This is a genomic window from Cohnella zeiphila (genome assembly GCF_014212055.1).
Lineage (GTDB): Bacteria > Bacillota > Bacilli > Paenibacillales > Paenibacillaceae > Cohnella > Cohnella zeiphila.
Window position 1 is genome coordinate 98229 of the sequence record NZ_JACJVO010000025.1, and the last position, 12107, is coordinate 110335.

Annotated in this window: 9 protein-coding genes; 7 read left to right on the plus strand and 2 right to left on the minus strand. The window is 59.5% G+C overall.

Translation table 11 applies throughout. From position 1 onward, the window contains the following. Nucleotides 1–146: 146 nt before the first annotated feature. A complete protein-coding gene (locus H7C18_RS20485) occupies nt 147–1214 on the plus strand; it encodes an SGNH/GDSL hydrolase family protein (protein ID WP_185130968.1) in 1068 nt (355 codons plus the stop codon). Between the two features lie 64 nt (nt 1215–1278). Here the strand turns inward: H7C18_RS20485 and H7C18_RS20490 are convergent, their stop codons facing one another. Next, a complete protein-coding gene (locus H7C18_RS20490) occupies nt 1279–1983 on the minus strand; it encodes a DUF998 domain-containing protein (RefSeq protein ID WP_185130969.1) in 705 nt (234 codons plus the stop codon). A gap of 5 nt (nt 1984–1988) precedes the next feature. Further along, on the minus strand, nt 1989–2597 hold the full coding sequence (locus H7C18_RS20495; RefSeq protein ID WP_185130970.1) for a PadR family transcriptional regulator: 609 nt from the start codon (nt 2595–2597) through the stop codon (nt 1989–1991). 204 nt (nt 2598–2801) lie between these two features. Here H7C18_RS20495 and H7C18_RS20500 point away from each other — a divergent pair, with 204 nt between their 5' ends. The 6 genes from H7C18_RS20500 to H7C18_RS20525 all read left to right on the plus strand — a co-directional run bounded on the left by H7C18_RS20500 (nt 2802) and on the right by H7C18_RS20525 (nt 12017). Continuing rightward, entirely contained in the window at nt 2802–4565 is a 1764-nt protein-coding gene (locus tag H7C18_RS20500) for a glycoside hydrolase family 2 protein (RefSeq protein WP_185130971.1), read from the plus strand. A gap of 95 nt (nt 4566–4660) precedes the next feature. After that, complete coding sequence (locus H7C18_RS20505) at nt 4661–6529, plus strand: cache domain-containing sensor histidine kinase (protein ID WP_185130972.1); 1869 nt, start codon at nt 4661–4663, stop codon at nt 6527–6529. Between the two features lie 5 nt (nt 6530–6534). Further along, a complete protein-coding gene (locus tag H7C18_RS20510; protein WP_185130973.1) occupies nt 6535–8139 on the plus strand; it encodes a response regulator in 1605 nt (534 codons plus the stop codon). Nucleotides 8140–8677: 538 nt separating this feature from the next. Next, nucleotides 8678–9589 (plus strand): carbohydrate ABC transporter permease, encoded by a 912-nt coding sequence (locus H7C18_RS20515; protein ID WP_185130974.1) that lies wholly within the window; start codon nt 8678–8680, stop codon nt 9587–9589. 15 nt (nt 9590–9604) lie between these two features. Continuing rightward, complete coding sequence (locus tag H7C18_RS20520) at nt 9605–10435, plus strand: carbohydrate ABC transporter permease (RefSeq protein ID WP_185130975.1); 831 nt, start codon at nt 9605–9607, stop codon at nt 10433–10435. Between the two features lie 103 nt (nt 10436–10538). Beyond that, on the plus strand, nt 10539–12017 hold the full coding sequence (locus H7C18_RS20525) for an ABC transporter substrate-binding protein (protein WP_185130976.1): 1479 nt from the start codon (nt 10539–10541) through the stop codon (nt 12015–12017). Nucleotides 12018–12107: the final 90 nt, after the last annotated feature.

Below are 12107 nucleotides of genomic sequence, written 5' to 3' on the forward strand. Positions count from 1 at the left end.
AAAAACGATTCCCCGATTGACAGGCAGAAGTCTATTCGGGAAGATGAGAAAGGAAGAATACGGCATCTGTCCGTTAAACGGACTGCCAAAGCGGAGGCTTACCACACATGTTGAATCTATCGGAAATCGTGAGAGTTCGCGGACCTTTGAGAAACACCGCGGCCAAATTGAAGGAAGGCTCGCTCACCGTCGGTTTTATCGGAGGCTCGATCACGGACGGGCGTCCGGGCCACAATTGGCCGGAGCCGGTCGCGCGCTGGCTGGCGGAGACGTATCCGGACGTCCGCATCGCCGTAGAGAATGCGGGGATCGGGGCGACGGGCAGCGACCTGGCCGCGTTCCGGGCGAAGCGGGATCTGATCGATACGGGCTGCGATCTCGTGTTCGTGGAGTTCGCCGTCAACGATAACGGCGAGCCGACGGAACGGCGGAACAAGACGAGAGAAGGCTTGCTGCGCCAGCTTCTGGCGGACGGCAAGCGGGATGTGGTGCTGGCGTATACGTATTGCCAGGACATGTACGAGCCGATGATGGACGGCCGCCTGCCGGACAGCATCGCGGAGTTTGAGGCGCTGGCGGAGCATTACGGTATCGGCTCGGTCTGGATGGGCAAGCACGCGCTCGAAGAGGTGAAGCTCGGCCGGCTGCGTTGGGAGGAATGGCTGCCGGACGGCCTCCATCCGACGCAGCGGGGCAGCCTGAGCTACGGGGAGAGCGTCATCGCTTTACTGCAGGAAGCTTTGTCTGGAATCGAAGTGCAAGGTGCTTCGGCTGAGGCTTCATCCGCCGCGCTTCCCTCAGCGCTCTATGCCGGCAACTGGCAGAACGTCCGCTTCGTGCCGTTCGAGGACGTGCGCGCCGAGGGACCTTGGACGGTCCGCCGCTGGGTGACGCTGCACTGGATCGACCGCGCCTTGTCGACGTTCGCGGTCGGAGCCAAGCTGGCGTTCTCTTTCGAAGGAACGGTGCTGGCGCTGGCGTTCGACTTCGGCAAAAGCTCGGCCGAGTTCCGCTACCGCATCGACGGCGGCGAATGGACAACGTCCAACCGCGAACGGCCGGACTGGTGCGGCGCGAGCGGCTGGCTGAGGCTGGAGACGATTGCCGACGGCCTGCCGCCGGGCCGGCATGAATTCGAACTGGAGGTCGTGCACGGCAACCGTCCCGATTGCACCGGCACGAACTTCGATCTGGCGTTTATCGGCGTCGTCTGACCTCATTCTCCCACCTTCCCGTCTCGCCTCCCGGCAAGACGGGATTTTTTTATAGCTGAAACTTTTAAGCTTGAAGATTGAAATGGCCGGACTTTGCCTTATAAGCTTTCATCAGATTCCAAGCAACGATCATCATCCAAAGACTGAACCCCACGATAAAAACCCGGTTCGCCCAGCCCGTCCAATCGCCCGGGCCTCGGGTTCCTTCGAATTGGGTTCCGCCTCCCGCGATAAAAGCGATCAGACTAAGCCAAATGACCGCCGTTGCCGTCCAAAGCAGTCGTCGAGCCTGTGCGCCGAATTGCGCGCGGCGGCCAAACGACCAAGTGATCAATGAAGAAGCGATCGGGGCAACGGGAATCACCATCAAGGATCCCCAGCCATGAAGTTCGCCATGCGCCGACCATTGATCGCGGCTGACCGTTATCGGATCCGTCTGAAACGTGCCGGCCATCACGAGTCCCGCCGCGGCGATCAACAGGAAGAAAAGCCCGATATACCCGCCGATCGATCGAAGGCTCGGCTCCATTGCCGCTATCAAGCTCAGGCATCCGAGCCCCAAGCAAAAAAACGCAAGCTGCATCAGCCAGCCGAAGTCGCCAAGCTCATATTCGCTAATCATTCTCCAGGAAGGGGCGAATTCCGGCTCCAGCGCATGAAGCGCCAGAAGGATCGCGACAAATGCGAGAGTAACCGCGAACGACAACCGCGCGGCCCGGCGGGAAAAGCCGGAGACGGCACTCGACGTGTTTTTATTCGGTTGAGGCATTCTAATTACCCCTCTTCAGTAGACTGTTTCTCCCAGATCTCTTGCCGTACCCGGTCATAGGCGGGATCTTGAAGCGATTCGACGAGTCTCGCGATGAAGCCGATCTCGGCTTTCAACAACGCGAGGCTGTACTCTTCTTCGGCCAGAAATACCCACTGCACGCCGTCCTCTGTCGATTGGCGAATCAGGTTCTGGCTCTCCTCGGCTTGTCGGGTCAATGCTTCCAGCCGCTTTCCCAGAAGTTCCGTCAACTCGACCGGCGTGAGGATGATCATGAGCGACAAGGCGACGCCGAAGTGCGGGAATTCCTTGCGCGGTTCGGTTACGATCTCGCGCATCCAGTCGTATAATTCCGTTCTCCCCAGTTCGGTTATCCCATAGATGGTGCGTTCCGGACGCTGCGTATCCCGAATCGTTTCCTGTTCGGCGACGAACCCCGACTTGCGCAGCTGCTCCATCACCATGTAAAGGGACCCTTGGTTGTACTTGATGTTGCGGTCTTTCCCGTGCTCGGTAAGCAGCCGCCCCAGCTCATAGGGATGCATCGGCCTGGCCAGCAGATAGGTCAGCGCGGCCAGGGCGAGCGGATTCGACACTTTGCGTTTTTTGGCCATAAATCCCCCTCCTGTTTCCTTGTAACTGATTATAAATAGATAAATACTTGATATCAAGTAATTGTTATCAAGTAATACTCTCACGTGGTCTTCGGCCTGCGCAAAAAATGACACCCAACCGGTCAAACGAATCGGATTCAGCGCGGGGAGAGCGGGTGGTACAATGAGTTCCATTCGCATGATGCGCTGGAAAGGGGAACGATCATGACGTGCAGACCGGAATATCCGCGCCCTCAGTTCGTCAGGGACGCTTGGATGAGTTTAAACGGAACATGGGAATTTAGAATGGACGATAAAAATGCGGGATTGGCCGAAAAGTGGTACGAGAACGGAGAGTTCGACCGTACGATCGAGGTGCCGTTCTGCTACCAGAGCCCGCTGAGCGGCATCGGGGAGACGGAATTCCATGACGTCGTCTGGTACCGCCGGACGGTGCGGCTTCCCCGCGAAGCGGCGGGCAAGCGGGCGATTCTTCATTTCGGCGCGGTCGATTACGACGCCGAAGTATGGGTCGACGGACGGCTGGTTTGCAGCCACGAGGGCGGCAACGCCTCCTTCTCCGCGGACGTGACCGATGCGCTCGAAGAAGGAACGGACGAGCATACGATCGTCGTTCGCGCCCAAGATTACTTCGAGGACCTGGCGCTGCCCCGCGGCAAGCAGTATTGGAAGGAAAAGGGCGAGGTCATGTGGTTCCGCAACATGACCGGCATCTGGCAGACGGTATGGCTCGAGTTCGCCGCTCCCGTCCACCTCTCCCGGGTTCGCTTCACGCCTCACCTCGATACGAACGAGATCGAGATCGAGACGCGCATCGAGGGACTCGCCAAGGAAGCCCGCGCCGAGCTGGCCGTCGAAATCTCCTTTGCCGGCAAGACGATCGCCCGCGAACGGATCGAGGCCGGCGCTCTGGAGACGCGGCGCGTGAACCTGAAGGATTTCAACGATCACGGCTTCGGGCGCTGGTGGTCGCCGGAGAAGCCGAACCTGTACGACGTCGAATTCGTCCTTTCGGCGGACGGTACGGTGACGGACCGCGTGACAAGCTACTTCGGAATGCGTAAAATCTCTATAGAGAACGGCAAAGTCTGCTTGAACAACAAGCCTTATCCGATGAAGCTGGTGCTCGATCAAGGTTATTACCACGACGGTATCCTGACCGCGCCTTCGGACGAAGCGATCCGCCTCGACGTGGAGCTGTGCAAGCAAATGGGCTTCAACGGAATGCGCAAGCATCAGATGGTCGCGGATCCGAGATACTTGTATTGGTGCGATAAGCTGGGCGTCCTCGTGTGGGGCGAAGCCGCCAACGCCTACGCGTATTCCGAGGACTATGCCTATCGGATGACCAAGGAGTGGGGAGAGATCATCCGACGCGATTACAACCACCCGTGCATCGTCGCCTGGGTTCCGCTGAACGAGAGCTGGGGCGTGCCGGACATGCTGATCGATCCGAAGCAGCGGAACCACGCGATGGCGCTGTACCATTTTACCAAATCGGTCGATTCGACCCGGCTCGTGCTGTCCAACGACGGCTGGGAGCACTGCCTGTCCGATCTGTGCACCGTACACGATTACACAAGAGATCGCGGCACGCTGCTCGAACGGTACGCCGATCTCGAACGCATTCTGAACGACATGCCGGGCCGCAAATTCGTTTATGCGCCGGGGTACCGCTATAACGGCGAGCCGATCATGGTGACCGAGTTCGGCGGCGCCAACCTGCGGCGGCACGAGGAGTCGCCGGTCGTCAGGCCTTGCGCGGAAGACGAGGAGCAGTTCCTGAAGCAAGTCGTCGACGTCATCCATCCGATGGTCGTCTCCGGCCTCGTTCAAGGCTACTGCTACACGCAGCTGACGGACACCGAGACGGAAATTTGCGGTTTGCTCACATGGGACCGCAAGCCGAAAATTCCGCTGGACGTCATCCGCCGCATCAACGAGGGAGAGCTCGTGGAGCATCTGTAACGCCGGGCGGCGTTCGCCTAAGCCGGAACCGCGCGCCGTCTCGCCGGACAGCATGAGCAATGTTCAACCTGCCGATCGAACGGGGAGGAATGCCGATGCTTCGCGCTTTGATCCGCTCTTTTTTTCAAGCTCAAATCCGGATTCTGAGGCGCTTCACGGTCAAGCGAAGGCTGTTCCTCACGTTCCTGATCATCTCCGTCGCACCGCTCGCCATCGTGGCGACGGTGTCTTTTTACTATTCTTACCGGGATGCGACCCAGAAAATCGAAACGTTCTCGATGCAGATCATTCATCAGGTCGAGATCAACGCGGACGCGGTCGTCTCCGATTACGAGACGCTGCTGCAGACCGTCGTCAACGAGGATGTCGTGCAGACGGACCTGAAGGGAGCGGCCGAGCTGGACAAGCTGGGCCAATACCGGCTGGACGACGAGCTCAAGCGGATGCTGAACGTGAAAATGATGAACAATCTCGCGGTGACCGGCATCTCCGTTGCGCTGCTCGACAATCAATACAGCATGTTCGTCGGCAACCGGATGGTGCCGCCGGCATACGCCGGCACGCGGCTTTACCGGGAGACGCTGAACCGCGCGGACGGGGGATTCACCTGGCTGCCGCCCCATCTGAACGAAGTCGCGGGCTTCTTCCAGACCGGAGAGAAGGTGCTGACGCTGTCCGTTCCGATCAAGGACCGTTGGCGGGGCACGAACTTCGGCATCGCCGCGCTTGCCGTCAAGCCGGCCGCGTTCCACCCGATCCTGTCCACGCTCGGAGCGTCGGAGCAAGGGAAGGTGTTCATTCTCGACGAGAACGGGGTGGTGATCTACAGCGAAGAGGAAGGACAATGGGGCGAGCCGCTTCCCGATCCGAAGCTGACCGTCGCCTTGTCCAAGCAATCGGCCGACAACGCCCATTTCGATTACCGGTCCGACGACGGGCGGAAATATTTGATGTCGTTCACCCGCATGAAAAGCACCGGCTGGACCGTTGTCAACCAAGTTCCTTATCCCTATTTGATGCACAGTACCTGGAGAATTTTGACCTTTACGATCGTCACGGCCGCTTTCTTCCTGCTGCTGTCGGCGTATATCGCCGCCTTGGTGTTCAACAGCATCTTCAGCGGCATTTACCGGCTGATGCGTTCGATGCGCAGCCTGGAGAAAGGCGATTTTCAACTGACGAATCTCGAACCGACGGGCAAGGACGAGATTCAGCGGCTGACCTCATCATACGACCGGATGGTGGATCGCTTGAACGACGTCATCAACGAGCTGTACCGGGAGAAGGTCGTTCAACAGGAGATGCAGATCAAGGCGCTGAAGGCGCAGATCAATCCCCATTTCCTGTACAACACGCTGGAGACGATCTCCAGCCTGGCGAAAATTCACGGCGTTCGCGACATCAGCCGGATGACCGCTTCGCTCTCCCACATTTTCCGCTACAGCATCACCGGAGAGGAGGACATCGTTCCGCTCCGGTACGAAATTCGCAGCGTGGAGCATTATTTGCGCATCATTCAAGTGCGGTACGGGGACCGGATGACATTCCGGATCGACGTGCCGGAGCCGCTCTTGGAGCGCAAAGTGTTGAAGCTGATTCTCCAGCCGCTCGTGGAAAACGCGGTTCAGCACGGAATCGAGCCGAAGACGGAGCCCGGACAAGTGAGCGTGACCGCTTCCCTGGAAGACGGCAAGCTTCGGCTGACGGTGGCGGACGACGGCGTGGGCATTCCCACCGACCGGCTGATGGAGCTTCAATGGCAGCTGGAAAGCTCGGGGGAAGCGCCTCGTTCATCATCGGCGGGTTCGGGCGGCATCGGGCTGTTAAATGTAAAGGAGAGGCTATGGCTGGCTTATCGGGAAGAGGCTTCGTTCCGGCTAGAGAGCGCGGAGGGCAAAGGAACGGCGATTGAATTGACGCTGCCGGTCGAGAACCGCAACGAGACCTTTAGCGAAGGAGGATGAGAGCCGTGTATCGCGTTCTGATCGTGGAGGACGAACAGATTATCCGGGAAGGGTTCAAGCGAACGATCGAATGGGAGAGCTTCGGGCTGGAGATCGTCGGCGAGGCGAAGGACGGGGCGGACGGGCTGGCGCTCGCGCGGCTGCTTCGCCCGCACCTGATCTTCGCCGACGTCCGGATGCCGGGGATGGACGGGCTGGCCTTCGCAGAGCAAGCCGTCAAGCTGCTCCCGGACGCGAAGATCGTCATCGTCAGCGGCTACAAGGACTACGAATACTTCCGTCAATCGCTGCAGCTCGGTCTGTTCGACTATCTTCTGAAGCCGGTGGAAGAGGAGGAGCTGATCCGGGTCGTGGAAAATGCGGTGGCCAGGCTCGACGAACTTCAGACCTCCCGGAGGCGCGAGATCGAGGCGTCGTCCCGTCTGCGCAAAAGCGAAAGCGTCCTTCATCATGTTCTGCTTAGCCGGCTGACGGAAGGGGATCTGTCCCCGCTGCGCGAATCGATGCCGGATCCGTACTTGCAGGAAATCGCGTACGACCGGTATGCCGCCGCGGTTCTGCGTATCGACAACTACGGAGAATTGGCCGAAGGCGTCTACGCGGGAGACGAGGAGGCGCTGCTGTTCACCGCCGTCAACATCTGCGAGGAATCCGTCGGCGCGGATACGGTCGTCTTCCGCCAGCTCGGCTTGAAAAAGCAGATTACGCTGTTGCAGGGGAGCGCGGGGACCGGCAGCGGGCAGGATCTCGGGGAATTCCAAGCGGAGTGCGCCGGGCTGCTGGAGAATTTCAAGCGTTTCGGCAAATTCCGAATCAGCCTGGGGCTGGGCCGTTCGCACGAAGGATGGGACGGCATCCACCGCTCGTATGCCGAAGCGTGCGAGGCGGCGGAGCGGACGACGTTCCGGTCCGGCAGCCTGCTCATCGTCCCTGCGGAAGCGGCGGAACGCGGACCGGAGCCTCGGCTGGCGACCGCCGAGTTCGAGGAGCTGTTCCAATCCGCTTGCAGGCAGAGGGACGCGAAGAAAGCCGCCGCCCTGCTCGACGCGGCGCTGCGTTCTCCGGAAGCGGAAGAAGCGACCCGGGGGCAAGTGTACGCCTTCGCCGCGAGAATGCTCGATCTCGCGGACCATGCGGCTCGCACAGGCTCCCCAGCGCTGGAGCGGGACGTTCCCTACCTGTTCGAACGGTTCCGGGTAAGGACGCTCGACGATTTGCCGCAGATCCGCGGGTGGCTTTTCGAGGAGCTGGCCAAGCTGCTGAGCCGGGGCAATCCGATCTATTCGGATCCGCGGGCGCTGATCCGCGATTTGAAGGAGTACGTGGCCCGACATTTCACGTCCGAGGAAATCACGCTGGGCATGCTCTCTTCCAAGTTCGGCATGAATATCTACCAGATCTGCCGCCTGTTCAAAAGCGAGTTCGGGACGAATTTCCACGTGTTCCTGACCGAACTGAAGATGGAGAAGGCGAAGGATTATTTGCGCGGCAGCGCCATGCCCGTTCAGGATATCGCCTTCCTGGTCGGATACAAGGAGACGAAATACTTTTTCAAAGTGTTCAAGAAGCACGTAGGTCTCACGCCGTCGGAATACCGCAGCCAAGCTTAGGAGCGCATCGAATGTCGACGTTAGGCCGGACCCGTCTCGGATTGGTCCCCCGGCTGACTTTGCGGCACGGCGGGGTGTGCTCCGGGCTCACGTGCTAACGAAACGTACAAATCTTAACGCCCCGATATCGGTGCTTCGGCGAGTCTAACGAAACGTAAAGACGCTATTTGCCCCATTGGCAGGCAAAAGACACCTGAATTCAAGGAATAGCATCTCTGAGTTTCGTTACAATTTCAAACCTTCCCATTACAGGCCAATAAGCTCTCTTGGTTTCGTTGCGCCTACCCTCTGGGATTCGTTAGCGCTCACTCTCTCCTCTCGAAGGCCGTCGGCCGGACGCCTGCCAACCGACGAATTCCCGACTTGCTCCAGCCCCTTCTTCCGCGAACCGCCGGTTCCGGGAGAAGGGGTTCTTCTTTGCGCCGCGCGCAAAAAGTTCCACCCGATTCGGCAACGGCGTCGGATTATGGCGGCGGCGGCCCGATGCTAAGATGGGGACATGAACGAACCGGATGGCAAGGCAGAAAGGAAGATCCGCATGAAGCGCGCAGACCCGAGCGTTCGAGGCGGCCGGTTGGACCGATGGGCGCCGATCGTCTTCACCGCTCCGACGTTGCTCTTTATCGTAACGCTGATGGTGTTCCCGTTTTTTTATTCCATTTACTTGAGCTTGCTGAAGTACAAGCTGACGCTTCCGGCCGCGAGCATCCATTTTGCCGGCCTCGACAATTACCGTTACATGCTGCACAACGCGAGTTTCCTGAGAGCGACGGAGTGGACGTTCGTCTTCTCCGTCATCGCGGTCGCGGTCGAAGTGACGCTCGGGATGATCATGGCCTTGACGCTGAGCAGCACGGCGTTCGGCAACCGGACGGCGGTGTTCAAGAGCTTGTTCATCATGCCGCTCATGCTTGCGCCGATCGTCTCCGCGAAGATCTGGTCGCTGCTGTTCCAGGTCATCTACGGCCCGATCAATTACGTTCTCTCCTCGCTCGGTGCAGGCCGGGTCAGTTGGAGCGGGGAGCCGCTGCCGGCGAAGCTGTCGATCATTCTGGTCGACATCTGGCAGTCGGCGCCGTTCTGCATGCTGATCCTGCTGGCCGCTCTCAAGACGGTGCCGAAGGAATTGACCGAGGCGGCGGCCATCGACGGAGCCGGGCGATTCGGCAGTTTTTTCAAAGTGACGCTGCCGCAGATCCGCCATTTTCTGGCGCTCGTCGTCTCCATTCGAATCATGGACGCGCTTCGCGTGTTCGACAGCGTCGTCGCCCTGACGAACGGGGCGCCGGGAGAGTCGACCGAGACGCTCGCCACCGTCACGTACAAAACGGCGTTCCGCTATGCGGATATCGGCGCGGGCTCGGCGGGTTCCATTCTTTATTTCCTGTTTATCGTCGTCTTCTCCCTGCTTGCCTTCGTCTTCCTGCAGCGCAAGCCGGACCGGAGCTAACGGAGGTTCATCGCGATGAAAAAGAATACGGAAAAAACGGTCGTCTCCATCTTGCTCGGGCTTTTCGCCCTCTACTTTTTGTTCCCGATCTATTGGACGCTTACGACTTCGATCAAACCGAAGGGGTCGATCATCAAGCTGCCGCCGGAATGGTTCCCTCACCGCTTTACGTGGTCGAACTATGCGGAGGTGTTCTCCCAGAACCACATCGGCCGGGTGTTCCTGAACAGCCTCCTGGTCGCTTCGGCCACGACCGCCGTCACGGTGCTCGTCACCGCGCTCGGCGGCTACGGCTTCTCGCGGTTCCGCTTTAGCGGGCGCAACCTGTGGATCTATACGACGATCGTCGTGCGGATGATTCCGGGCCTGCTGCTGATCATTCCTTATTACTTGATGTTCCAAAAAGCCGGCCTGCTCGACTCGCTGACCGGGCTGGTCATCGTCTACGTCACCGCCGCCATCCCGCTGGCGATCTACCTGTTCATCGGCTTCTACAACGAGATGCCGGCGGAGATCTTCGAATCGGCCCGCATCGACGGCTGCTCGGAGTATGGCACCTTCCTGCGGATCGCGCTGCCGCTCGTCGTCCCGGGCATCGTCGTCACCTCCATTCTCGTCTTTATGGGAGCGTGGAACGAGTTTTCGCTTTCCCTCATATTGACCTTCTCGGACGACAAAAAGCTGCTGCCGCTGGCCATCAGCAGCCTGGTCCAGACGCAGAAGGACACGCCCCTCGGCACGCTGGCCGCGGCGGGAACGCTCGCGATGCTTCCGGCGATCGCGCTGTCTCTGACGACCCAGAAATATATCGTCGACGGCTTTACGGCCGGAGCGGTGAAAGGATGAAGCCGGGAAGGAGAGGGGGTGACGGCCGGGACGCACCTTGGCGGAGGCGGTTGTGGCAGCGGCAAGAAAAGTTTAGGATTCCATTAGGGGGTATAACGAAACCATGTTGAACGCCAATCAAAAGAAAACGCGCGCCGTGCTGGGCATGGGCTTTGCCGCCGTTCTCGTACTGTCGGGATGTTCGGGCGGGAACAACAACGATAATGCGGCTTCGGCCGGAGCCTCGGGCTCCGCGTCGGCATCTCCTTCGGGCACGGGAAGCGCGGTCCAAGTGGACGGGCCGACGGTATACGGCATCAAGCTGCAGGATATGGACGCCGGCGGCACGCTGAAAGGGCAGTACAAGGGCCAGAAAATCGTCGTCGCCACGATGGCCGGAGATACGGAGAAAGCGCTCAAGGACGCCGCTCCTTATTTCGAGAAGGTTTCGGGCGCGACGGTCGAGGTGCAGAGCTTCCCGGCGGAATCCTACATGGAGAAGATCCAGCTGGATCTGCAGACGAACCATTCCTTCGACTCCGTCGTCATGCCGGTCGCGCTGATCCACGGATACGCGGAAGGCGGGCTGGTTCAAGACCTGAAGCCGTACATCGACAACAAGGACCTCGTCAGCCCGAATCTGGACCTGGACGACTTCATCCCGAGCTTGCTCGACATCTACGGCAATTACAAATCCAAGCTGGTCGCGCTTCCGTACAAGCCCGACGCGCAAATTTTCTTCTACCGGAAAGATCTGTTCGAGGATCCCAAGCTTCAGGCGAGCTTCAAAGCGAAGACGGGCCACGATCTGAAAGTGCCGGAAACGCCGGACGAGATGGCCGAGGCGGCCGCATTCTTCACCAAGAGCCTCAACCCGGATTCGCCTGTCACCTACGGCTACAGCACGATGGCGGACAACACGTCCAGCCGGTGGATCTGGACGAACCGGCTCGCCGCGTTCGGCGGCAAAGACGTGGACAAAGATTTCAAGCCGGCGTTCAATAACGAAGCGGGGCTCAAGGCGCTCCAGTTCGCGAAGCAGCTGACGCAGTATGCGCCCAAAGAACTGCTGACGCTCGGCTGGGACGAGGCCAATACGCTGTTCGCGAACGGCGAGGCGGCCATGATGGAGCAGTGGCCGGGACTGATGCAGACGGTCGAAGCGGACGGCTCCAAGGTGAAGGGGAAAGTCGGCTACGCGGTAACGCCGGGAGGAGCGCCGACGATGGGCGGCTGGTCGATCGCCATGACCTCCTCCACCAAAAACGCGGACTTGACCTATAAGTTCATCGAATACGTCACTTCCAAAGACATGGAAGTGCTGAAGATTCAAGACAAGATGGACCCGACCCGCACGTCCAACTACATGAGGCCCGAGCTTCAGCAGCAGTTCCCGATGTATCAGACGCTGCTCGATTCGTTGACCAAGGGCAAGATCATGGCCGACCCCGACGTGCCTTACGTCTCGCCGAAGCTGGACGACATCATGGAGCAGGCGGTGCAGTCCGTGCTGCGGGGAGAACTGGATCCGCAGAAGGCGCTCGGCATCATGGAGAAGAGCTTTAACGAGGAGATTCAAGGAGCCAGCATTACGGCCGGTTAAGCAAAGGGAGCGGATCGAGACGGTTCGAGACGAAGATCCGTCCGAACGGAAGAAGAACAAGAGAAGCCCCGATCCGATAGGAACGAACGT

Excerpts from the sequence above, each read along its gene's own strand:
- H7C18_RS20495 (WP_185130970.1), bottom strand. The coding sequence starts at position 2,597 with ATGGCCAAAAAACGCAAAGTGTCGAATCCGCTCGCCCTGGCCGCGCTG.
- H7C18_RS20500 (WP_185130971.1), top strand. The coding sequence starts at position 2,802 with ATGACGTGCAGACCGGAATATCCGCGCCCTCAGTTCGTCAGGGACGCT.
- H7C18_RS20490 (WP_185130969.1), bottom strand. The coding sequence starts at position 1,983 with ATGCCTCAACCGAATAAAAACACGTCGAGTGCCGTCTCCGGCTTTTCC.
- H7C18_RS20505 (WP_185130972.1), top strand. The coding sequence starts at position 4,661 with ATGCTTCGCGCTTTGATCCGCTCTTTTTTTCAAGCTCAAATCCGGATT.
- H7C18_RS20520 (WP_185130975.1), top strand. The coding sequence starts at position 9,605 with ATGAAAAAGAATACGGAAAAAACGGTCGTCTCCATCTTGCTCGGGCTT.
- H7C18_RS20515 (WP_185130974.1), top strand. The coding sequence starts at position 8,678 with ATGAAGCGCGCAGACCCGAGCGTTCGAGGCGGCCGGTTGGACCGATGG.
- H7C18_RS20525 (WP_185130976.1), top strand. The coding sequence starts at position 10,539 with ATGTTGAACGCCAATCAAAAGAAAACGCGCGCCGTGCTGGGCATGGGC.